The organism is Candidatus Vicinibacter proximus, from assembly GCA_016713905.1.
GTDB classification, from domain to species: domain Bacteria; phylum Bacteroidota; class Bacteroidia; order Chitinophagales; family Saprospiraceae; genus Vicinibacter; species Vicinibacter proximus.
In genome coordinates this window covers 854,889-879,220 of sequence record JADJOE010000003.1, presented here as the reverse complement: position 1 = coordinate 879,220, position 24,332 = coordinate 854,889, and the positions used below count along the sequence as shown (strand labels likewise).

Below are 24,332 nucleotides of genomic sequence, written 5' to 3'. Positions count from 1 at the left end.
AAAATTAACGGCCTAGGAAATAAAAAATTGAAGGACGATACAAATTTTAACCCCAAATGAATGATTTTAGTTTAATTTGCATGGTGAAAATACTTGAAATTCAGGATCTAAGTGTTTCTTTTTATTCAGGAAAAATATGGCAACAGGCCATAAAGGAAATTAATTTTAGTGTTTTTGAGGGTGAATCACTCGGAATTGTGGGCGAATCAGGAAGTGGCAAATCTGTTACTTCATTAAGTATTATGAAATTATTGGGTTCCCGGGCAAAATACGATTCTGGCAAAATTTTTTTTCAGGAAGATGAAGGGAAAGTTGTAGACCTTATAAAGCTAGAAGAAAACGATATAAGACTTTACAGGGGCAGAAAAATTGCCATGATTTTTCAGGAGCCAATGTCTGCATTGAATCCTTTATTAACTTGTGGATTTCAGGTAAAGGAAGCTCTCGCTGCCCATAAAATAGGGCCTAAATCAGAATATCGTTCTAAAGTTGAATATTGGTTTCGTAAGGTAGGGTTAAAAGATGTTGAAAGGGTGTACGACGCATATCCCCATCAGTTAAGTGGCGGGCAACTTCAGCGAGTTTTGATTGCTATTGCTTTGTGCTGTGAACCGAAGGTCATTATTGCTGATGAGCCGACTACTGCACTTGATGTAACTATCCAGAAAAAAATACTGGAATTACTTGAGGAGATTCGCAAGGAAATGAATTTAACACTTATTTTTATTTCTCATGATCTTGGGGTTATACGTAATGTTTGCGATCGGGTAATAGTGATGCAAAATGGTCAAATCATAGAGTCAAATACCACACAAAAAATTTTCTTGGAAGCTACTCATCCATATACAAAGGGATTGATAAATTGCAAACCTCCTTTGGATTGTAAACTAAGACATTTACCAACCGTTCAGGATTTTCTCGAAGGGAGCGAAAAGAACAAATGGTATAATGATACAATGATCATTTCTAGTTTAGAACAAAATCGAAAAGCGGAAGATTTTAACCAATGTAAGCCAATTTTAGAAATTAACGAACTTGGCATATCCTATCCGTTACAAAGAAATATTTTTGGCAAGGTTACTCAAAAATTTACAGCCGTAAAAAATGTTAGTTTTACAATCAGGCCAGGAGAATCTGTTGGACTTGTAGGCGAGTCAGGAAGTGGCAAATCAAGCATTGGAAAAGCGATTTTAAATTTGATTCAGATTGAAGCCGGGCAAATTAAATATGAAGGAATTGACTGTACAAGTTATAGTGAAAGGGAATGGAAAGCTTTAAGAAAGGAAATGCAAATTATTTTTCAAGATCCATTTTCATCCTTAAATCCTAGAAAAAAAATTGGTGATGCAATTGTTGAACCGATGAAAGTACATAGACTTTTTAATAACGCTAAAGAAAGAAAAGATGCTGCCATTGAACTATTGATGGAAGTTGGACTTAGGCCTGAGCATTTTGACAGATATCCATTTCAGTTTTCGGGTGGCCAAAGACAGAGAATTTGCATCGCAAGATCTTTAGCTTTAAAACCAAAATTTATCATATTTGACGAATCTGTTTCCGCATTGGATGTTTCTATTCAAGCTCAGGTTTTAAACCTTTTAACTCAACTCAAAGAGAAATTTAAATTAAGCTATCTTTTTATTACACATGATTTTTCAGTAGTAAATTTTATAGCTGACCGTATAATGGTAATGAAAAATGGGGAAATTGTTGAAGAAGGTTTGCCATTTCAAATTTTAAATCATCCCACAACAGATTATACGAAGCATCTTATCGAATCCATACCTAGGTAATAAAATCACTGCTTAAGCATTATTTCTTTTGCTAAACTCCTGATATTCAGGCCTCCAAAGTTTCCAGACCCTAGAAATAAAATAACTTCAGCAAGTCTTGAGGAATCTAAAATTTGTTCTTTCAGTCTATTTGAATTTTTTAAGACTAATATATCTGTCCTACCAAATGCCGAACATATAAAATTAGGATCCAATTCTGGCATTCGTTTTATTTCTAGTGCTTTTTCATCATAATACACAATTACAAAATCGACCGGGTCTAAGGTGCCCAAATATTGAGGAATAAAATCCTTATTCAAGCTGCTATATGTATGCAACTCTAAGACAACCAGCGCTTTATTATTTTTAAATTTTTCTCTAATGGCTTCTAAAGTTGCTTTTACCTTAGAAGGAGCATGGGCGAAATCCTGGTAAATCCATCTGTTTTCATTTGCTTCAAGTAGTTCTAACCTCCTGGAAGCTCCATTAAAATTACCGATTGCCTCTGAACTGATCCCTTCAGGAATACCTAATAATTGACTTGCCAATAAAATGGACTGGATATTTTGAAGATTGTGCTTACCAAAAACATTTAATTTGTGACATGCTTTTTCTCCAATAAGAAAGGTATCCAGTTCTTTTTGAACATAGGGTGCTTCACTATAGGGAATGCAATTAAGATGGGTGCCAAACTTCATAACTAACCTGGACAATTCAATGTCCTTACTGAAGTAAATCAAATGCCCACCCTCAGGAATCGACAAAATAAAATCTGAGAATGCTTTTTTGTATGAATCATAAGTAGGAAATACATTGTAGTGATCCCATGCAATTCCTGTTATTATGGCAATTTGAGGCTTGTAATGTAGAAATTTAGGTTGATTGTCCAGACATGAACTGAGATATTCATCTCCCTCAATTATGGCTAGATTAGCATCTGAAAAGGAAACCATTTCGTTAAAACCTTCCAATTGAGCTCCTACCAAATAGTCAAATTTTCTACCCAAACTTTTCAGCACATGCATTAACATAGATGTCGTGGTAGTTTTGCCATGGCTACCAGCAATTACCAATCTTTGCTTATCCTTATATTGATTATATACATATTCTGGAAATGAAAACAATTTTATACCTAATTCAAGCGCTTTTTGAATTTCTGGGTTGTCATTTTTGGCATGCATTCCCAAAATGACCAGGTCCAAACTCGAGTCTATTTTCTCTGGAAACCAACCTTCCCTGGGGGGTAAAATTCCAACACTTGATAACCTGGACTTAGCTGGTTCATAAATCTGGTCGTCAGATCCGCTAATCAAATAACCTGCCTGGTGTAATGCGAGTGCCAAATTATGCATAACGCTCCCTCCAATAGCTATTAGGTGTATCTTCTGGTTCATATTACAAAATTTTATAATTCGACCCAAACTTAGAATAATTTAATATAATAATGTAACTTTGCGCAGCGTTTTATTGACATCAGTTTTTCAATATTAAACTTACTGCCATGAAATTCAAAAGAAATCCATCAACCTACCCTGTTGTAATCGTTTTATTACTTATTTCTATGACATCTTGTAATCGAGGATATGGTTGTCCTTATGATTTTAGTCTGGATAGTTTTATTGTAAATATTGCCGATACAGCATTAAAGTTGGTTTCAATTCTCTTTTAAATAAATCTTTCAAGATATTATCAGACCAGTTCCGTTATTGGGACTGGTCTTTTTTATGGATAAACCTGTCATTTTTAATTCAGCAGATGGTTCAGATAGTTTGATCCATCCTTTTTGGAACTCCAGTTATCATTCGAAATACGGGGCCATTTCCGAAAGCCTTAAAGTCTATATTGAATATGGGCTTATGTACAAAAGCAATAATCAAAAGAACTTGAAAATCTTTGAATTAGGCTTTGGAACAGGGCTTAATGTCTATTTATCTCTTTTATTTGCCAACCAATTTAATTTATCGGTTAATTTTCATTCAATCGAGAATATGCCACTCTTAGAAGAAACTTGGGGTATGCTTAATTATCCACAAGTTCCAACTCCATTTGGTTCATCTATTGAGTATTTTAAAGCGATTCACCAAACTCCCTGGGATATTGAAAGCGTAATTTCGGAAAATTTTAAGCTCACTAAATTCTATATGAACTGGGATCGCTATGTCTCAGATGCCGCATTCGATATAATTTACTTTGATGCATTTGGCCCTGAAGTTCAGCCCTCCTTATGGTCTTTTGAAAGTATGGAAAAACTATACAAAATATTGAATTCAGGTGGGGTATTACTTACTTTTTGCGCAAAGGGGCAATTCAAAAGAAATTTGAAATCTATAGGATTTACGGTTGAGTCCCTTCCGGGCCCTGCTGGAAAAAGAGAGGTGACACGGGCTATAAAATTGTAAGATGATAAGCAATTTTATACATTTCCTCTTCCGTCTGAAACAGATTCACAATTTTTAATATATTTGACTCAAATTCAATGTACTTATGAGTCAAGATAAATATTTAGGTGTCGGATCAAGGGTTAAGCATCCGGCGTTTGGAGATGGTGTTGTGATTGAATCGGATATAGCTGCATATAGAGTTTGTTTTATGCAGTTCGGAATCAAATTGGTTGGGAAAGATTATAATTCCTGGGAAATTATAGATAAAATCGAACCCGAAGAAGCTGTATCCTTCAATGAAGCTGAAAAATCACTGGTAAAGATTTTAAGGGCCTGGTCAGACATATCAGAAGTTGTTCCTTTAAATGATAAATGGAAAAATGGAATAATGATTCTAAGATCTGAAGACAGCTCCATTAAAGAAAAGGAAATACCAATTGAGGCCTTTTTTCATAAAATTATAATGACCCGTGATAGATTAAGGGTTATGGAACAAAGAATAAATGCCAGTAAACTTACGGATGAAGAAAAGGTTAATTTACAGCAATATATTACCCGAATTTACGGTAGCCTCACAACATTTAATATACTATTTAAATATAAGGAACATCATTTTGTAGGCGAAAAATCATCTGAATAGAAATTAAAGCCAAAGTATGCATGAGCATTTTCTTGTACCAATGTTTTCTTTTATCTGGTGGTTTGGAATAATTGGAGCATTTGCTTTTTATTTTAGCCTGGCTAAACTAGGGCTTTATTTTCGCAAGAAGGGAACAGAAAGATTATATAAAAATGTATTATTTGGCGTATTTGCTATCAGGGAGGTTTTAATTCATGGATATTATATTTATACTGGTGTTTTTAGTTTAAAAGATTCGCTACCCTTACACTTGTGTAATATATCCTACATCATGTCCTTAATTTGTTTATTTAAATTTGTTCCAATCTTGTACGAATTTGTACTTCTATTAGGTATGGTTGGTGCTTCCATGAGTTTTATTACCCCGGAAATGACCCATGGTTATCATCCCTTTTTAGCCTTTGATTACTATCTAAGCCATGGACTAATCATCTTTATGCCAATGTATTATTTTTTTGTGGACAAAATACGTCCTAGAGAAGGATCCTGGCTTAAGGTATTCATTTTGGGAAATATAATTCTGGGAACTGTAGGACTTATAAATTACTACCTTGGTTCTAACTATATATTTTTATGTGATCCACCCAAGGTTGACAACCCTTTAGTTACTGGTGGGTTTCCATATCATATTTATGGATTTGAGATTATTGGATCAATTTTTATAGGGAGTTTATACTATTTATTCAGTAGACTCAAATTCAATTTGCTAATAAATAAATAAACAAATTAATTTGCTCACCAACATTTCATCCATCGACGGAAGGTATTTTGAAAAAACAAGAAGTCTTGAGCCCTTTTTTTCAGAACATGCATTATTTAAGTATAGAGTTAAGGTAGAGATTCTCTATTTTATTCAACTGATAAAAACCGGTGTTCTAAATATTAACTTAGATAAAGTTTTAGAACAAAAGTTAAACTTTGTATATCAAAATTACACCGTTGAGGATTCTAAAAAAATTAAAGAATTTGAAAAAACGACGAAGCATGATATAAAAGCTGTTGAATATTTTGTGAAAGAAAAACTACAGGTACTCGGACTTGATAAGTTTGTTGAGTTTGTACATTTTGGCTTAACTTCTCAGGATATCAACAACACAGCTTTTCCTTTACTGTTAAAAGATGCAAGCGAAGCTGTTGTTATTCCATTTGTTGAATCTTTAATAAATGACTTAATTAAACTTATTGAACAAATCGGGCACTTACCAATGCTTGCCAGAACACATGGACAACCTGCTAGTCCAACAACATTAGGGAAGGAAATCAGCGTATTTGTAGAAAGGTTGGAAGCGCAATTAAAAGGGTTTAAAAAATTAAATTTCAGTGGAAAATTTGGTGGCGCAACCGGCAATCTCAATGCACATAAAGTTGCTTTTCCAAATATAAACTGGCCTGAATGGTGTAATGTTTTTCTAAATGAAAAATTGGGAATTTTAAGACAACAAACTACTACCCAAATAGCACATTATGATGAGATAGCAGAATGGTGCCATGTATTGATCCGAATAAATACAGTGTTGTTGGATTTTTGTAAAGACATTTGGACTTACATTTCAATGGATTATTTCAAACAAAAAATTATAAAAGGAGAAATTGGTTCATCTGCAATGCCTCACAAAGTTAATCCTATTGATTTTGAAAATGCGGAAGGGAATCTTTCTTTTGCAAATGCTATGTTGAGTTTTTTAGCAGAAAAGTTGCCAATATCCAGATTGCAAAGAGATTTAACGGATAGCACAGTATTGAGAAATGTGGGCACTCCTGTCGGCCATATGTTAATTTCATTCCAGTCCATTGCCCAAGGATTAAGCAAATTAGAGGTAAATCGCACAAAAGTTCTTGAAGAATTAAATTCTCATTGGATAGTTCTTGCTGAAGCAATTCAGACTGTATTGAGACGCGAAGGTTATGATCAACCTTATGAAAAATTAAAAGAGCTTACAAGAGGAAAAACATCCATAAGCCAGGAAGACTTAATTATTTTTATTGATAATCTGGATGTAAAGGATAGTTTAAAATTGGAATTAAAATCCATTACCCCGACCAGTTACATCGGTTATGCACAGTGATTTAAATTAAATTTAATTTAACCTGTCACTGTTCCTTGCCATTAATGAATAAAAATAAATAAGCAGCGCCAATTGCGCCAAGAATTTCGCCAACCCAATAAATCCAAATATTTCCGAATCCCGAAATATTGCTGATGCCAAAACCTAATGAAATTGCAGGGTTTAATGCGGCTCCTGAAATTTTGCCGAAAATTAATTGACAAGAGATATAAACAAAACCTATAGCAATTCCATAAAATGAATTGCCAATAGTAGCCCTTGAAGTGGCAACATTTAAAACTACAAAACAATACAAAAAGGTACCTAATAATTCCACTGTAATAGCTTGCCCGGCGACATTAGTAAGATCCATACCTGCCCCACCCTTTTGTAACAAAAACACAGAAGCTACTAAAGATGCAAACGCAGCTCCTGCAAATTGGACTAAAATGTATCCAGGTAACTCAATAGAACTGATTTTTCCTCGTAGAAAAACTGCCAAACTGACTGCAGGATTAAAATGTCCACCAGAAACATGTCCACCAGAGTAAACCAATGCCATCAACATACCACCTACAGCTAATGGGGTCAGATTGTTTTGGGTAGGTATTAAACATAAAGAAAAACTCAACATGAGAAAAAATGAACCTATAAATTCTACCAATAGTTTTTTCATCTTGGCTATTTTTGTTTGACTTTTAAACTTAAAAGTACGAATTTAGTATATAATGCATGAATCTCAGGAAGTATACATTGATTATTGTTTAGATATATCACTTAGGGCGCATTTTATGGTGTCTCCTAATCCTAGAGTCGGCGCATTGATCGTTCATAATGGAATGGTAATAAGTGAAGGCTGGCACAGAGAGTTTGGAGGGTCCCATGCTGAGGCAGTTGCCATACATAATTTACCATCTAAATACAAACCCCTCTTAAAGGAATCAACGTTATATGTCAGCCTGGAACCCTGTAATCACCATGGTAAAACTAAACCATGCACGGATCTCATCATTCATTCTGGCATACCACACGTGGTAATTGCAGCGTTGGACCCAAATCCAATAATGTCTGGAAAAAGTATCCAAATTTTGGCAAATGCCGGTATTAAAGTTGAAGGCCCCATAGCCCAACAAAAATGGGAAGCTGTCAACCGATCTTTTTGTCAAAATATTGTAAGAAAACGGCCATACATAATTTTAAAATGGGCGCAAAGTCTAGATGGTTTTGTTGCGGATTTGGCAGGAGGAACTAAGATCTCTAATAAATATACCGATATATTAGTTCATAAATGGAGGTATGAATCGGATGCTATCTTAATTGGGAGACGCACTTTGGAGATAGATAACCCAAGTCTAAACAATCGTTTATGGATCGGAAGAAATCCTAAAAAAATAGTTATTGGTCAAATGAAAAACTACAACTTATCCAATAATAAAATTTCTTCTAATCCCCCATCTCCCATTATTCTTGACTCAACCATCCCTATTGAAAAGTCTATGACGGAATTATTTCTTAAAGAAAACATCGGAACTTTACTTGTCGAGGGAGGTAGCCTAGTTCATAAAAGCCTAATAGATGCAAATCTTTGGGATGAAGCTAGGATAATTACAAATTCAATTCTTGAACTTAAAGAAGGCTTAGCTGCTCCAGTCGTAAAGGGGTATTGTAATTCAAAATTTACATTAAAAAATGATTCCATATGTATTTTAACCAATAATAATGCTGTTTAAGTTAAATATAATTTAAAATAGGCTTTTCCTACCCCTCTTGACTTGAACAAATACTATTATCATTGTTAATTTGTAGTTTGATTTAAAAGTCTATGACCACATGAATTGTCTTGGAATCAAAATATTAGGATCTGGATTAATGACGATATTCTTTTTCCTGGGAATGGCCACCCTCTTATATGGCCAATCCAGTCAAATTAACTGGATTACCTGGGAACAAATGGAAATCCAAATGAAAAGTCAGAAGAAAAAAGTTGTTGTGGATGTCTATACCAATTGGTGCACCTGGTGTAAACGAATGGAGTCTACTACTTTTAGGGACCCCAATGTTGTTAAAGCAATAAACAAGAATTATTACGCTGTAAAGTTTAATGCGGAACAACGGGAAGACATAAATTTTAAGGATAGAGTTTTTAAATATGTTTCAAAAGGAAGTCGTGGTTATCATGAATTGGCAGCTGAGATAACTCAGGGCCAATTATCCTATCCAACAATTGTTTTTATGGATGAGAATTTAAACACTATACAGCCTTTAGCTGGTTACCTGGATGCCCCAACCTTCGAAATGATCAGTAATTACTTTGGAGGAAACTATAATAAAAATACCCCTTTCAGAACTTTTCAGGAAAATTATAAGATGATTAAAGATCATTAAATTCGTTTTTTAAAAACTAATCCTCTCTATAAGTATAAGGCTCAGACTCACAATTTAATTTAGGGAATCCGAAAAAGAATTAAAATTTAGAAGTCAACTATTTAAGCTTAAAGAAAGTATTTGAAGAACACGATGTGGTTGACCCGGATAGTTAAATCTTGGATACTTTCCGGTTCTTTCTATACAAATAAATCATGGTGCCAACTATCAAATATGGTAACCCTAATAAATAGAGAATTCCAGTATTTAAGCCTTGCCCAGCGGCTCCTCCACTTTTAAGATTACTTTCGGCTGCCATTTTACACATTGGGCATTGGCTGATTACAGGATGATTTACAATCAGTATAAATAGAGCCAGGAAAACTATGCCTTTAGTCATATTAAATTACATTTCATTTGTAACAAGGATATAACATAAGATAACAAAGCGGGCCTGTTATACATACATACAACCAAATGGGAAAAATCCAACGAGCCATTTTTTTATGGGCCTCATCTTGTCTTGTATACCCTCTTACAAAGGTAAATAAAACAAATGGGAAACTGATGGCAGCTAGTATGACATGGCTAATTAATAAAAAAAAATAAACATACCTAATTACTCCCTCTTTGCAATACATTGTTTCAGGTGTAGTAATGTGGTATAGAACATAACATAAAAGAAAAATAAACGAAGTCAACATTGCTGATGTCATTATTTTTTGATGCTGAACAATCCTTCTATTTTTAATATGCCAATAAGCAATGATCAATAATATGGCACTAAAAACATTTAGAGATGAATAAAGTGGTGGAAGAAAACCAAAATCGAACGAAGTTTCAAGATGAATTCTCCTCATGAGAACTACTACCAACAACACACAAACACTCAAAATAGATGCTCCCAAATTGAGGGTTCTTATTTGTTTCTGATTATTCAAAATTAATTTTTTAAACTTAGAAAAACAGGTAAATGCCTTACTAAAGATCTAACATCTGATTCAACCGTCAGGTTGTAATAATTTCTTACTTTACTGTTCTCATCTAAAAGTACGACACACGGTTTATTTTGGTACTTTTCGGGAATAACAAAGATACTGTTCGCAAAAGGATAAACATGGTCTTGCGCCATAAATGTGTTTATCCAATTTTTATTAGATGATGGCCAATGGAGTTTTTGACTTATTTCAGACATTTTTTCTCCAAAAAATAAACCCGAAATAGTAAACACATTCAATTCAAAATCTATTGATGTTTGCTTATAAAGACTCTCAATAATCTCTGCACTTTTCTTTCTGGTCTCATCGGCACCTAAAATGGCAATCAACCAACGTTTTCCAAATAACGAATCTGAGTAATAAACTTTATCAGTGTCGGTAACACTTTGAAAACTGGATATAGTTTCTTTTGGCAGAAGCAAGGCCATTGCTTCCTTTCTCATTTGGGTCCCTTTATTTAGAAAATACCAAGCAAATAAAGGCATCCCAACAAGAATGACCAGAACCAGAAGAATCTTAAACCAGCGGGGCATTGCCAGTAACTAATGGCTTTCTGGCAAAGAATGTGAAGTAGTGTCAGAATTTATTGTATCTACACCAGCTTTGGCTTGTATTTGTTGATGATTTGCATTGTGTTCATCCTCTTTAGCTTCTTTACCTTGTGTATGTCCAATATTCGATTGTAGGCTTGAGATAGGCCTGTCATTTGTTTTTGCACGCCAATTTAACCAAGTGGTTCCTTCTGAAAAGAAAGCAATCATTGCCCAAATTAATAGCATTGTTGGTAATAAAACACTTCGGACTAATCCAGGTACTTCATATCTCATGTGCATAAATTCGTAGACTATGAAATAAGCTTTATACAGACTAAATCCAATCATTAATAAATACATTAACCACACGGGTAGATGAAATCCATGTATAACATAACCCTTTCCGATTAAGGCAATGAATACCTCAATAAGCGTAATTACACCTAACAGTATTAAACCTTTAAAAACAACTTTTTTTCCTTCCTCGTAACTTAAATGTCCCATGATAATAACCCGATAATTAGAGTAAATAAAATACTAAAAATACAAATACCCAAACAAGGTCTACAAAATGCCAGTAAAGTCCTATTTTTTCAACCATTTCGTACCCATTATTTCTTTTTGCGTAAAGTCCACTTGCTACATTAAGCATAATAATCAATAAGAATACAACTCCACTGAAAACGTGAAATCCATGAAATCCAGTAATACAAAAAAACAATGCTCCAAAAGCTTTAGGTCCAAGAGTTTGCTCTTTTATCTCACCAGACTCAGTTTTAAACTTTAGTGGCTTAAAATGACCATCATGTGAATGGATCAAATAGGATTGTCCTTTTTTAAAACTATCACCTTCTTTGATGTCGTGTCCATCGCCCTCCAGGTAAGTACCATTTTCGGTGTGTGTGCCAAATGGATTTTGCTTTACGGACATATTTTCACCTTTGATTAAAGTAGTCCATTCCCAAGCCTGACAACCCAGAAAAGTAAGACCCCCTAAAATGGTTAGGAACATCCAGAAAACTACTCCTTTTCTATTTTCTCTATGTCCCTCTTGTACCGCCCTTACCATCGTAACTGAACTAACAATCAAAACAAAAGTCATGATGGTTACAAATACCAGCGGCATGTGATGTATTCCACCTGGAAGGGATGAAAATACAAAATCCGGTACAGGCCACGTGGGCATACTAAATCGTAATGTACCATAAGCAATCAGAAATGCAGAAAAAGTAAAGGCATCTGACAGCAAAAAGTACCACATCATTAATTTTCCATAGCTGGCTTTAAAAGGTTCATTAGCTCCTGACCAGGTTGAACCGGATGAAGCAGTGTGCGCGTCTATTGAATGATCTGTAGCCATTTAATTAGAATTCCTTGTTATTGTAAGATTAAAAATACCAATAAATATATCCAAAGTATACCGACAAAATGCCAGTATTGCCTTAATAAATCCAACTTAAGAATCTTCATTGAGTCCGGTGCAAATGGACGAGTAAAATGTATTAAAACACTGATGAGAAAAGCAGCTAATCCTCCAATCACATGTAATGCATGAATTCCTGATATAACATATAAAAAGGAAACCGACACATTGAGATCAATAAAGAGCCCTTGCCCAACCATTGCTTTCCAAGCTAAAACCTGCAATACAATAAAACTTATACCAAGGAGAAATCCAATGGATAAATTTCTCTGGAAACCTGTTACTACATTTTTTTTGTATGACCTGTAGGCCATTTCAAGAAATATAGAGGAAAAAACTATTGCAATGGTACTGTAAAAGAAAAGTACAGGAAGTTTAAATTCGTACCAGTTCCCAACAGGTTTTCTTACCAAATAAGCACTTGTAAAAGCCCCAAACAACATACATATAGATGCCATAGCAATCCACAAACCGAATCTGAGCGCCTGAGCTCTGTTTGGTGGCAATTCTTTCTCGATCATTTGTATTATTGGCATGTTAACTCATATAATTGTTAAGAATAAACACAATTAATACAACTGGTAAATAAATTATGGAAACAAACATCAATTGTCGTGCTGAATTGCGATCATTTTTTTTGAAGAGCTGAAAACCAAAAAATGAATAAATAAAAATGGTAATGACCAGAATAAGAAAATAGGAAATGCTTAAAGTACTGTTGTATAAAGCAGGCAATAAGAATAAAATGCTAAGCAGTGCATAGAAAGCAGAATATAGCCCAAAAGCAGGATCAGGTGATCCATTATTATCTTTTATCAATTTAAAACCAGCTTGAGTGTAGTCTTTATGCCCTAACCAGGCTATTGACCAAAAATGCGGAAATTGCCATAAATATTGAATTCCAAACAAACATAAAGCCTCATTAGTTAACCCATTCTGTGCGGCCACACCTGCGATCAATGCCGGTAATGCACCTGGAATAGCCCCTACCGGAACGGCTAAGGTTGAATAACGTTTTAAAGGTGTATATACAAACGCGTACAAAACCAATGAAAGCATACCTAGCGTAGCTGCCAGAGAATTAATAACAAATAGGAACAAAGCGCCAAATGTGGCAAATAAACCAGCTAATAAAACCGCAAATGAAATAGTCATTCTACCATCTGCTAGCGGTCGGTTCATTGTACGAATCATCAATTTATCAAAATCTCTTTCTAAAACCTGATTGATAGCATTGGCTGAAAAAGTTATGAACATTCCTCCCAAACCCAATAAGATAAAATTTAACCAATCGAATTGCTCCCGAGCAAAAATGATGTAACCAGCCAAACTTGAAAACACAACCATTAGGCTAAGTTTAAATTTAACCAGTAAGCCAAGATCCGCAAATACATGCTTCAATTGGAGGGTATATGTTTGAAAAGATCTCAATGGATTGAAAAATTAATTTAAATTAATGACTACTTTGTTCTTCTCCTTCCCGAAGAGGAATATGTTGTTGTGTAAATTCAATACCATCTTTACCATAATCATATGCCCATCTTTGAACAGTTGGGATTTTACCAGGCCAATTACCATGGCCAGCTTCGATTGGTGTAGTCCATTCAAGTGAATTCGATCCCCATGGATTTTGAGATTCAACTTTCTTCCCTTTATACATACTCCAAAAGAAATTAACTACAAACATAATCTGTGCAAAAAAAGTAATTATAGCGGCTATGGTGATAAATTTATTCATGTCATCAAAACCGGAGAATGCTTCAAAACTATCAAACCTGTAATATCTTCTAGGTACCCCAGCCATTCCTATAAAGTGCATTGGGCCAAAGACCGCATACGCTCCTACTGTAGTTATCCAAAAATGAACTTTTCCTAATGTCTCATTCATAAACCTTCCAAACATTTTTGGAAACCAATTGTAAACACCTGCGAACATTCCATAAAATGCGGCAACACCCATGACTATATGAAAATGCGCGACTACAAAGTATGTATCATGCTGCTGAATGTCAATTGCAGAGTTTCCTAGAAATATTCCAGTTAAACCGCCGGAGATAAACATGGAAACAAATCCAATACAAAATAACATAGGTGTATTTAACCGAATATTTCCACCATATAAAGTACTTATCCAGTTAAAAACTTTTACGGCTGATGGAACTGCTATGATCAATGTAAAAACAACAAAGAAATTAGAAATGAAAGGGTTAACACCAGACATAAACATATGATGTGCCCAAACAATAAATGAAAGGAATGCGATTGCCAGTATAGAATATACCATTGCCCGATACCCAAAAATGGGTTTCCGTGCATGTACGGACATAACTTCTGAAACAATTCCCATAGCAGGAAGAATAATAATATAAACTTCCGGATGGCCTAAAAACCAAAAAATATGTTGGTATAAAATGGGACTACCACCTATTCTGTCCAAGGCTGCGCCATTAATAAAAATATCAGAAATGTAAAAACTAGTTCCTAAGCTTCGATCAAAAATCAAGAGCAAGAATCCAGAGAAAAGTACAGGAAATGAGAGAAGTCCAAGAATGGCTGTAACTAAAAATGCCCAAATAGTTAATGGCATTCTCCATAAGCTCATCCCTTTAGTTCGTAAGTTCAAAACTGTTGTGATGTAATTCATTCCCCCAAGAAGTACAGAAACTACAAACAAGGCCAAGGAAACTAACCAAAGTGTCATACCAGCCCCTGAACCAATAGAAGCTTGAGGCAATGCACTTAATGGAGGGTATGCTGTCCATCCACCTGAAAATGGCCCGGTACTAAGAAACAATGAATACAATAAAACAGCTCCGGAAAGAAAGAAAAACCAGTATGACAACATATTAAGAAAAGGAGATGCCATATCTCGGGCGCCGATTTGCAATGGAATTAATAAGTTACTGAAAGTACCACTTAAACCCGCCGTTAATACAAAAAATACAATGATAGTACCATGCATCGTAACCAAGGCATAATAGAACTCTGATTCCAATGTACCAACTCCAGCTTCATTTATGGTTATCCATTGTCCCAGAATAGGTTTTAACCATGCAAGGCTTGCGTCAGGAAACCCCAACTGTAGACGAAAAATTATGGACATGGCAGCGCCAACGACCGCCCAAAACATTCCAGTTATCAAGAATTGTCTAGCGATGATTTTGTGATCCATGCTAAATATATACTTAGAGATAAAACTGAATTGGTATTTATCTCCTTCGTGATGTTCATGGAAATGGTCGTCGTAACCTTGTGTTTCAATTAAAACATCGGTTTCTTTACCATTATGGTGACTACCTGACATAATCCTTTATTTTATTATTAAAATGATAAAATTTTAAATTCAATTCTCCTATTCTTATATCTTCCTTCTTCGGTATCGTTACTTTCAACTGGTTTATTCATTCCGAAACCGGTTACAGTTATTCTTGAAGATTCAATTTGCTTTCCAACTAAATAATTTCTAACAGACTCTGCTCTTTTTTTAGATAATTCAAGATTAGTACCTGCATCACCGACATTATCTGTATGCCCACTAATTTCAACTTTTAGTTTTGGATATTTATTAAAAGCATCTTCCATAACTTTAAGAGCAGGTTCAGAATCACCAGTCAATTCCGCAGAACCAGTTGCAAAATAAATATTGTCCAACCGCAATAATCTGTCTGCTTGATTAGTATTAGAAGTATCCAAAGCTTTAGTTAAGGCAGTCTCAAATTCTTTGGCTTTCATCTGAAGCTCAATTCCTATAGGTTTGCCTTTGAAAGGATCTTCATCCGTATTTCGTACACTGCTTAAATAGAAAGATTTCTGCGCAGAATTCCATTTTTCAAATTCCTCAGGAGATACAACCTTAACCAATCTTCTCATGCTGTAATGACCTTTACCGCATAATTCTGCACAAGCAAGTTCATAATTAAACGTTTTCCATTTTGGTGGGCTGTTAGGATCCGTTGGGTCAGACGGAACATTATACTCCGGATATTTTCTAAGTTCCTGACGGTATTCTTCTGTGGTTTTTATTGGCGTAAAAATAAAATAGGTTGGTATCCCGGGTACAGCATCCATTTTTACTCTAAAGTGAGGCAAATAGAAATTATGTAAAACATCTCGACCAATTATTCTAACTCTAACCTTTTTACCTTTAGGTAAAACCAGTTCGTCAGAATTGAAATCATCTAAATTCCTTTCATCATGCCAATCCTGACCTAAATCATTCTTACCTGCTTTAATTAATCTAAAGTCCTTTACTCCCAATTTTCCATCTTGCCCAGGGTAGCGAAGGTTCCATGCAAATTGCCATGCTGTAGCTTCTATTTCAATATAGTCTTCTCCCTCAGAAATATCGGCCATGATATCATTCCAGGCGACCAATCCTTTGACTACCAAAATAACCATTACAAAAGCAGGTATTGCCGTCCAAATCATTTCAAGACGGTTGTCATGAGGTAAGAATAAAGTTTTCCTTCCAGGAGAATATCTGAATTTATAGGCAAACCAAAACAATGCTATATGGCAAATAATAAAAACTATGATTGTAAAAAAAGCAGTAACGTTAAACATTGAGTCAATCTTTGACCCATGCTGAGATGCAGCAGTATGCGGCCCATAACCAAGCATTACATTTGCATAATGCAAAGAGCCCCAGATGAAAGCACCAAAGAGAAGCACACAAAAGGCCAAAAGCCATTTTGCATGTGTATTTGCTTCACTGACTTTTACAGCCTCCTCCCCTTTTAACTGGTCACTAATTTCATTTATTTTGGCCAATTGCACCAAAACCACCGCAAGGAGTATAACAGATAAAATTATGATTAAACTCGTCATTTTTCGTGTTTTTCAATTATACGTGATGATGTAAACTCTCTTGTAAAAATGGGTCCTTTTTTGGCGTTAAGGCTGCTTTAGATAGAAAATGTAAAGTAGTAGCAAAAAACAAAGCCAAAAAACCCAACATCAAACCCAATTCAGGTAAACCGGGTAAGGTATCACCTGCCTTGAAGCCTGACACTTCATGTCCTCCATGGGCTGCATTCTGAGCTGAATGATCAACAGCGGCATTTGCTGCATGACCAGCTAATTCATGTGCTGTATGAAGTACACCAGGTTTAACCATTTGGAAAAGGTCAATCCAGTGTCCAAAAAACACAATAATAGCTACTAAAATTAGTGTGCCATACTTGCGTTTAGTATCGTTACGGATTAAAATTAAAAAAGGCAAAACGAAATTCATTATCAAATTTCCATAAAACAGAACCGGATATTCCTGGATCCTTGTTTGAAAGTAAACTGTCTCTTCCCCAATATTTCCATACCAAATGAGCATGTATTGGGAAAACCATAAATAAGTCCAAAAAACAGAAAATGCAAAAAGGAATTTTCCTAAATCATGGAAATGCTCGGAATTCACATTGTGGTAGTACCCCCTACTTTTAAGATAAATCAACAATAAGATGGTTAAAGCAATCATGCTCACAAAGCAACTTGCGCCAGTGTACCATGCAAACATAGTACTATACCAGTGTGGGTCGACAGACATTAACCATAACCAAATGGCTGCAGCACTTGAAAATCCCGCTATAGGAAGAAATAATGCAGCGTAAAATTTCATGGACTTATAATGCTCCCATTTGTTATCTCCGTGATCATCTTCTGCAATGGTCAAACCTCGCATTTTTCGAGCAAAGAACAACCAGGTGGCAAGTATACCGAGACCAACAAAAGTGTAAAAGTTTTTATTAAGAAATCCTGATTTACCTTTTATTATTTCATCATTTGCTGCTGTTTCAGGGTCGGCCCAATGATACAAATGGTGCCATCCAAAATAAACACCCAAAGCAATTACGCCCATCAATACTAATCCAATGATGAGAAATTGAGACATTCCGTCCCAAACTCTTCTAAAAACAACATTCCAGCCTGCATAAGCAGTAACAGAAATACAAATAAAAAATATGGCCATCAAGGAAATGAGTGTAAAAAACACCCCATTATGAAGTAAATTAGTCCAAAGCCTGGTATGAAATTCATCATCATTCAGAAAAATAACAATAAGAGATATCACTCCTATTGCTCCCAAAATACCAAGTATGGTTTTATCTTTTGATGGTAATTGAATTGAGCTCATTTTTTCTCTTGTTTTTCTTTGAAAGTACTTCAATTATTTTTTAGGAGCAGTTGAAGCTGTATTAGCAACAGCAGCAGACACCTTTTTGGCATCTGCAATTGCCTGAGATCCTGTAAACGAATTTTCTGACTCCGAATATTTCAAATTCTTTGATGCAGCTTGGAGAGATCTGATATAATGGATAACATCCCATCGCTCTTCGTAAGAAAGTTTATCAGAATATCCTCCCATAACATTTAAACCATACATTATAGCATGATAATACCTACCCTCATTAGAAGCAATGAATTCATCTTTAAGAAAATTTGCGGGTTGGGCCGGATATACTCCGCCATCATCTCTAACTAAGTAACCTGCACCATCACCTTTAGCACCATGGCAGATACCACAATAAATATCATAATTTAATTTACCCTTTTCTAATCCCGATTTCGTAATATTAAAAGGATTATTTGTAATTTCTTTACTTGCCCTTATTCTGTCCTCTGGAGTATCCTTATAATAGTAATTTACATGTCCGTTTTTAGGCGTACTAATGGCATTATTGGTCAAAGTACCCTTCATCGTGGATTTGAACTCAGACATTGAACTTGAATCAGTATTGCCATAGCCACTGTAACCTCTTGCTATAGTTCCCGCAACTGGTTCTTTTGGCTTACTGTAATTGTGGTAAGTTTCTTTTGAATCCCAAGTGTGATAATAATAATAGTTATCAACATTTGCTTCATAAGCAACAGAATGCGCCATATCAGGCATGTATTCATGCCCTGATTTGTTTCCTTCGGCAGGTGAACAAGAATAAACAAACAGAGTAACTATTATAGATATACTGAGGTATAGTAATTTCTTCATCTTAAATCATTTTGCTGTTTACTTCATCCGCACCTGTCTCATTAAAAAATGACTTGGCCTCTAATTCAGAAACATCTGCGCAATTAAAGGCGAGGCAAAATTTATCATCAGTTGTTCTTAAATCCAATTGAGGATTACTTACACCCGGCCAAAGACCACATATTGTGTAAAATGTAATGGTCATTCCCCAAGCTGCAAACAATACTGTTAACTCAAAAGTAATGGGAATAAAGGATGGTACCGGCCAATAAGGTTTACCACCAAAAATGATGGGCCAATCGCGGGTAAAAATCCAACTCATTCCCAAAAATGCAGTTAAAGTACCTAATGCACCATAAACAAATCCAGCCTGATGAAGCCTTGATTCGCTTAAGCCCATTGCCTGATCTAAACCATGCACCGGAAATGGTGTATAAACATCCATTATCTCTAAGTGTTTGCTTCTGGCATTTCTTACAGCCCTTAGCAAATCTTCTTCATCGCTGTAGATTCCGTAGACTACTTCTTTATTATATTGCCTCATATCAATAAGTTCAGAACTTTTTAAAATTAATGATCATGGTGTTTAGTTGATTCCAAAGAATGTGAAGTTCCATGGTGCGCTTTATCCCCAATATATTGATCTCCACCTACTTTTAAAATATGTTTTACTTCAGCAATAGCCACAACCGGTGCAACTCTCGTGAAAATCATATAAAAAGTAAAAAACAAACCAATTGTGCCTATGAATATGCCAATTTCTACCCACGTAGGAGTATAATAACTCCATGAGGATGGCAGATAATCTCTTGCCAATGTGGTTGCTATAATTACAAATCTTTCAAACCACATACCGATATTTACAAATATGGACATGAAGAACGTGACAAAAATTGAACGTCTGAATTTTTTGACCCAAAATATCTGAGGGGAAATAACATTGCAGGCCATCATTCCAAAATAAGACCACCAGTATACTCCCATTGCCCGGTTGAAGAATGCAAATTGCTCATAAACATATCCAGAATACCATGCAATAAACAACTCTGTTAAATAGGCTACTCCAACAATGGTTCCTGTAACGAGAATTACCTTATTCATGGATTCTATATGCTCAAGGGTAATATATTCCTCTAATTTTAAAATTTTCCTAGTAATTACCATAAGCGTTTGAACCATTGCAAACCCAGAGAATATAGCTCCAGCAACAAAATATGGCGGAAAAATAGTTGTATGCCATCCAGGAATAACAGAAGTAGCAAAGTCAAAACTTACTATAGTGTGCACAGAAAGCACTAAAGGAGTAGAAAGTCCTGCCAATACTAGAGATAAGGATTCCCATCTTTGCCAGTGCTTTGCCGATCCTGTCCATCCAAATGATAGGAAATTGTAAACTTTTTTACGAAATCCCGTTGCTCTGTTTCTGACCGTTGCGAAATCGGGAACTAATCCGGTATACCAGAACAACAATGAAACTGAGAAGTAGGTGGATATTGCAAAAACGTCCCAAAGTAGAGGGGAGTTAAAATTAGGCCATAAGGATCCTCTTGTGTTAGGATAAGGGAAAAAGTAAAACACAACCCACACTCTACCTACGTGAATAACTGGGAATAATGCCGCGCATATTACTGCAAAGATCGTCATCGCTTCAGCTGCACGGTTTACACCGGTACGCCATCTTTGTCTAAACAGCATTAATATGGCAGAAATCAAAGTCCCAGCATGACCAATACCAATCCACCAAACGAAGTTTGTAATGTCATAACCCCATCCAATGGTCCTGTTTAGATTCCAGGTCCCGGTACCCATCCAAATTGTCCAAACAATACAAAAAAGTCCATACGCCAAAACGGTCACCGAAATCAGAAAGGCAATAACCCAAGCTTTGCTAGGGGTTCGTTCTGTCGGTGAACATAGATCTTCCGTTATCTGGTGATAAGTTTTGTTCCCTTCGACTAAGGGTCTTCTTACCGGCGCAATATATCCTCCTGCCATTTTTCTTAATTTTAATTTTTAAACATCAAGATTTTCATCTCTGTTAGTCACTTTCATGGTATAGTTTACCACAGATTTCACGTTGATCTCTTCTAACACAATATAATTAAGCGGATTTTCAAGTTTTTTGGATAGTTTTCCTTCAGGATTATTCATGTCTCCAAATGTAATAGCTCCGGTAGGACAAGCTGTTTGACAAGCAGTTTTGACATCATTATCTAACAAAGTTCTTCCCTCTTTCTTCGCATTGAGTTTTCCTTCCTGGATTCGTTGGATGCAAAATGAGCATTTTTCAATGACTCCTCTTGATCTGACTGTCACATCAGGATTCAATACCATTCTAACTAAATTTTCCGCGTAGTAAGGTTTCTTTCCTTCTCCTGCGATACTGTGTTGATTTAAAGGGAACAAATCTGCAGCGGTAAAATCAAACCAATTAAACCTCCTAACCTTGTAAGGACAATTGTTTGCACAATATCTGGTTCCTACGCAACGGTTATAAGCCATTTGATTTAATCCGTCAGACGAATGATTAGTGGCATTCACAGGACATACATTCTCACATGGTGCATTATTGCAATGTTGACACATCATTGGTTGATATACCACATTTGGATTCTCTACATCACCATAGTAATATCGATCTATTCGCAACCAAGTCATCTCATGATGCCTTGAAACTTCGCGTTTTCCCACGACGGGAACGTTGTTTTCTGCCATGCATGCAACTGCGCAGGATCCACAACCAATACATGCATTTAGATCAATATGCATTCCCCAATGATGTCCGCTATTATACAAATAGTCATGACCGGGGTAAAGTGTTTTAGAATTTAGATTTTGATGATCCTTTCTTTCTTCTTCTAATTTAGCAATATTCTCTTTTAAGTCTTTGAAATTGCTTTGCCTGATAATAGATCTCTTTGTAAGAGACCCTTGATACCCTTTAGTCAATCCTTTGAAAGCATCGTCAACCAGGGCAGCTTCATCTGCGTTTATTTTATTGCCTGAACTCTTTTCAATAGCAGTAACACCAAGTGTATGGTGATGTTGAACACAAGCGAAATTTTGCTCAATGTCTCCTTTACTTTTTCCTAAGTTTACATCAACATTATAATATTGGAAATAGCCTTTGGAATCAGTTTGAAGGTAAGGAAAAACATCAGTTCCTACACCGGTACCACATACTCCTGCACTTTTTCTACCATAACCTAATGGAATGGATAGTGTTCCTGACATTTGTCCAAATTGCTTAATAACACCCACTGTTAAAACTGAAGAGCCAAATGTTAAATCAGCTAGTTCTCCATTTTCTTTAAAATCGTTGAATGTCACAAAATTTCTATCCCCATCAAAACTAACTGGCACAGCAACATAATTACCCCAGGAACACCTGGTAATAGGATCAGCTAATTCTTGCAACCATGGATTATTTGCATATTGACCAGCCCCAACGCCAACATTTTCAACAAAGGAAATTTCAAGTGGATTTGAAGAAGGATTGGATACCATACCTATTGCGACAACTGCATTGCCAGCAAAATTAGGTGCAATAGAACTTGAAGTTTTTAATTCAAAAACCCCATCATGAAGGCACTTATCCCAAAAAGATTGAAATGTTGAAAAACCACTTTTAGGAAAAATTTGGGTTTGCCAAGTGGATTTTACAAAATCATAATAGGGTTGTTCAGAGGTCGTAGATAAATTTGAACTTGATGCCCAAACCAATAACGAATGTGCTGCTTGACGTGTATTAAAGATGGGATTTATGGCAGGTTGCATTAAAGAATAATGTCCTCTTTTTGGCTCTACATCACCCCATGACTCTAGAAAATGATGATCAGGGGCTATATAATTACAAAGCGAGGTAGTTTCATCTAAAAGAGAATTGAAACTAACTTTTAAGGCAACTTTTTCCATACCACTCTTAAATCGATCTGCCATTGGGAGATCATAGCAAGGATTGGAATTCCAAACAAATAATGCATCTACCGAACCTGCATTCATTTCGTTAATCAACTCACTAAGTTGCAAATCATTGCCTTGTCGTTGATAAGATGCATTGGAAAAATTGACCGTTAATCCTATATTTCCTAACAATTGATTAATTGCGTGAATCAGAGTTTGTTCGGCAACGTTATTAGAAGCCGAGACCACCAATGATTTACCTTTATTAGACAAAAGCGCATCTGCGGCTATCGATAAGGCTTTTTTAGCTTTTTCATTTAAGGCAGGTCCGCTTGTGGCGGTTCCACCAGTTTTTGAGGCAATTTCATTGTATAAAAATGCAATTGCAGCACCTAATTCAGATGGTTTTACTAAAATTCTGTTATCGGCATTAGAGCCACTTAGGGACATTTGAGATTCAACCTGAAAATGCTTTGACATGCTAGGATTTTCAGGATTGATTGTCCTTCTCGTAACATATTGGGCTGCATATTCAATTGGTGAGATCCAGGTACCTAAAAAATCAGCATTGAAACTTACAATTGTTTCGGCAAGATCAAATCGATATTCTGGCACCACCCTTTCACCAAAACAATCCTGTGTAGCCTGCAAGAGTGCAGCACTTGAAATAGGGTCATAAGAAATATGTTTGGAAGCCGGAAATTTAGCACAGAAATCTTGAACAGCACGTTTTGCTGATGGGCTCATGATTGTCCCGCTTAAAATTCTTATTTTAGAAGCGGGATTAAGTTTACCAATTATTTCTTTGTCTATATCTTGCCAACTTAGTTCTTTAAGTGTAGTCCCATCAAAACCAGCAGGAAACTGTAACCTGTTTATGTCATATAAGGAAAGAACAGAAGCCTGAACACGGGCTGATGTTCCTCCTTTTGTAATAGAGGATAAAGCATTTCCTTCAATTTTGATTGGTCTTCCTTCTCTGGTTTTAACCAAAATCGAACAATAATCTCCGCCATTTACAAAAGACGAGGCATAATAATTTGCTATTCCTGGAACAATTTCATCGGGAGCAATCACATAAGGAATGGCTCTTTTTACTGGGATTTCGCAGGAAGCCATAGTGGCTGCACTAATTCCGAATCCTAATAATTTCAGAAAATCCCTTCTGTTTGCAGTAAGTTCAGGAGTCCTTTCATCCTCCAAAAGTGTATCAATGGCCACTTGATTTACTTCTGATTCAGTTTCGGCCAAAAACACTGGATCATTTATAAGATCCTTGTCACTTACCCAGGTGATTTGATTGTGGTTCTTCATT

Annotated in this window: 24 protein-coding genes; 8 read left to right on the top strand and 16 right to left on the bottom strand. The window is 35.7% G+C overall.

Going from position 1 to position 24,332, the window contains the following annotated elements; all coding sequences use genetic code 11:
• Positions 1-80: 80 nt before the first annotated feature.
• Positions 81-1,793, top strand: a complete 1,713-nt coding sequence (locus tag IPJ83_12005) for an ABC transporter ATP-binding protein (GenBank protein MBK7881270.1) — start codon at positions 81-83, stop codon at positions 1,791-1,793.
• A gap of 5 nt (positions 1,794-1,798) precedes the next feature.
• Here IPJ83_12005 and IPJ83_12000 read toward each other — a convergent pair whose 3' ends face one another.
• Positions 1,799-3,166, bottom strand: a complete 1,368-nt coding sequence (locus IPJ83_12000; protein ID MBK7881269.1) for a peptidoglycan synthetase — start codon at positions 3,164-3,166, stop codon at positions 1,799-1,801.
• A 107-nt stretch (positions 3,167-3,273) separates the two neighbouring features.
• Between IPJ83_12000 and IPJ83_11995 the strand changes: the two genes are divergently transcribed.
• The 5 genes from IPJ83_11995 (at position 3,274) to purB (ending at position 6,859) form a co-directional block, all read left to right on the top strand.
• Complete coding sequence (locus tag IPJ83_11995) at positions 3,274-3,441, top strand: hypothetical protein (protein ID MBK7881268.1); 168 nt, start codon at positions 3,274-3,276, stop codon at positions 3,439-3,441.
• Positions 3,442-3,496: 55 nt separating this feature from the next.
• Entirely contained in the window at positions 3,497-4,171 is a 675-nt protein-coding gene (mnmD, locus tag IPJ83_11990; GenBank protein ID MBK7881267.1) for a tRNA (5-methylaminomethyl-2-thiouridine)(34)-methyltransferase MnmD, read from the top strand.
• An 85-nt stretch (positions 4,172-4,256) separates the two neighbouring features.
• Positions 4,257-4,793, top strand: a complete 537-nt coding sequence (locus IPJ83_11985) for a hypothetical protein (GenBank protein ID MBK7881266.1) — start codon at positions 4,257-4,259, stop codon at positions 4,791-4,793.
• A gap of 16 nt (positions 4,794-4,809) precedes the next feature.
• Complete coding sequence (locus tag IPJ83_11980; GenBank protein MBK7881265.1) at positions 4,810-5,514, top strand: TIGR02206 family membrane protein; 705 nt, start codon at positions 4,810-4,812, stop codon at positions 5,512-5,514.
• Positions 5,515-5,524: 10 nt separating this feature from the next.
• On the top strand, positions 5,525-6,859 hold the full coding sequence (gene purB / locus IPJ83_11975) for an adenylosuccinate lyase (GenBank protein ID MBK7881264.1): 1,335 nt from the start codon (positions 5,525-5,527) through the stop codon (positions 6,857-6,859).
• A gap of 25 nt (positions 6,860-6,884) precedes the next feature.
• On the opposite strand, the gene IPJ83_11970 is transcribed toward purB, so the two are convergent.
• The gene (locus IPJ83_11970) at positions 6,885-7,514 is read right to left on the bottom strand and encodes an aquaporin (protein MBK7881263.1); all 630 of its coding nucleotides are present in this window, start codon (positions 7,512-7,514) and stop codon (positions 6,885-6,887) included.
• 52 nt (positions 7,515-7,566) lie between these two features.
• Here IPJ83_11970 and ribD point away from each other — a divergent pair, with 52 nt between their 5' ends.
• Both ribD and IPJ83_11960 read left to right on the top strand, forming a co-directional pair.
• A complete protein-coding gene (gene ribD, locus IPJ83_11965) occupies positions 7,567-8,568 on the top strand; it encodes a bifunctional diaminohydroxyphosphoribosylaminopyrimidine deaminase/5-amino-6-(5-phosphoribosylamino)uracil reductase RibD (GenBank protein MBK7881262.1) in 1,002 nt (333 codons plus the stop codon).
• Between the two features lie 100 nt (positions 8,569-8,668).
• The gene (locus tag IPJ83_11960; protein ID MBK7881261.1) at positions 8,669-9,223 is read left to right on the top strand and encodes a DUF255 domain-containing protein; all 555 of its coding nucleotides are present in this window, start codon (positions 8,669-8,671) and stop codon (positions 9,221-9,223) included.
• Between the two features lie 151 nt (positions 9,224-9,374).
• Here the strand turns inward: IPJ83_11960 and IPJ83_11955 are convergent, their stop codons facing one another.
• The 14 genes from IPJ83_11955 to IPJ83_11890 form a co-directional block, all read right to left on the bottom strand.
• Positions 9,375-9,602 (bottom strand): hypothetical protein, encoded by a 228-nt coding sequence (locus IPJ83_11955; GenBank protein ID MBK7881260.1) that lies wholly within the window; start codon positions 9,600-9,602, stop codon positions 9,375-9,377.
• Positions 9,603-9,615: 13 nt separating this feature from the next.
• Positions 9,616-10,062, bottom strand: coding sequence for a DUF420 domain-containing protein (locus IPJ83_11950; protein MBK7881259.1), 447 nt, complete (start codon positions 10,060-10,062; stop codon positions 9,616-9,618).
• An 83-nt stretch (positions 10,063-10,145) separates the two neighbouring features.
• Positions 10,146-10,643: a hypothetical protein gene (locus IPJ83_11945; GenBank protein ID MBK7881258.1), complete on the bottom strand. Its 498-nt coding sequence runs from the start codon at positions 10,641-10,643 to the stop codon at positions 10,146-10,148.
• Between the two features lie 99 nt (positions 10,644-10,742).
• On the bottom strand, positions 10,743-11,237 hold the full coding sequence (locus IPJ83_11940) for a cytochrome C oxidase subunit IV family protein (GenBank protein MBK7881257.1): 495 nt from the start codon (positions 11,235-11,237) through the stop codon (positions 10,743-10,745).
• A gap of 16 nt (positions 11,238-11,253) precedes the next feature.
• Complete coding sequence (locus tag IPJ83_11935) at positions 11,254-12,093, bottom strand: cytochrome c oxidase subunit 3 (GenBank protein MBK7881256.1); 840 nt, start codon at positions 12,091-12,093, stop codon at positions 11,254-11,256.
• A gap of 17 nt (positions 12,094-12,110) precedes the next feature.
• Positions 12,111-12,692, bottom strand: coding sequence for a cytochrome oxidase subunit III (locus IPJ83_11930; protein MBK7881255.1), 582 nt, complete (start codon positions 12,690-12,692; stop codon positions 12,111-12,113).
• A gap of 1 nt (position 12,693) precedes the next feature.
• The gene (locus tag IPJ83_11925) at positions 12,694-13,587 is read right to left on the bottom strand and encodes a protoheme IX farnesyltransferase (protein ID MBK7881254.1); all 894 of its coding nucleotides are present in this window, start codon (positions 13,585-13,587) and stop codon (positions 12,694-12,696) included.
• A gap of 22 nt (positions 13,588-13,609) precedes the next feature.
• On the bottom strand, positions 13,610-15,460 hold the full coding sequence (locus IPJ83_11920) for a cbb3-type cytochrome c oxidase subunit I (GenBank protein ID MBK7881253.1): 1,851 nt from the start codon (positions 15,458-15,460) through the stop codon (positions 13,610-13,612).
• A gap of 17 nt (positions 15,461-15,477) precedes the next feature.
• On the bottom strand, positions 15,478-16,983 hold the full coding sequence (locus IPJ83_11915) for an OmpA family protein (protein ID MBK7881252.1): 1,506 nt from the start codon (positions 16,981-16,983) through the stop codon (positions 15,478-15,480).
• A gap of 16 nt (positions 16,984-16,999) precedes the next feature.
• Positions 17,000-18,283, bottom strand: coding sequence for a hypothetical protein (locus IPJ83_11910; GenBank protein ID MBK7881251.1), 1,284 nt, complete (start codon positions 18,281-18,283; stop codon positions 17,000-17,002).
• A gap of 33 nt (positions 18,284-18,316) precedes the next feature.
• On the bottom strand, positions 18,317-19,135 hold the full coding sequence (locus IPJ83_11905) for a cytochrome c (GenBank protein MBK7881250.1): 819 nt from the start codon (positions 19,133-19,135) through the stop codon (positions 18,317-18,319).
• 1 nt (position 19,136) lies between these two features.
• Positions 19,137-19,658: a DUF3341 domain-containing protein gene (locus IPJ83_11900; GenBank protein MBK7881249.1), complete on the bottom strand. Its 522-nt coding sequence runs from the start codon at positions 19,656-19,658 to the stop codon at positions 19,137-19,139.
• Positions 19,659-19,684: 26 nt separating this feature from the next.
• Positions 19,685-21,109, bottom strand: a complete 1,425-nt coding sequence (nrfD, locus tag IPJ83_11895) for a polysulfide reductase NrfD (GenBank protein MBK7881248.1) — start codon at positions 21,107-21,109, stop codon at positions 19,685-19,687.
• An 18-nt stretch (positions 21,110-21,127) separates the two neighbouring features.
• Entirely contained in the window at positions 21,128-24,331 is a 3,204-nt protein-coding gene (locus tag IPJ83_11890; GenBank protein ID MBK7881247.1) for a 4Fe-4S dicluster domain-containing protein, read from the bottom strand.
• Position 24,332: the final 1 nt, after the last annotated feature.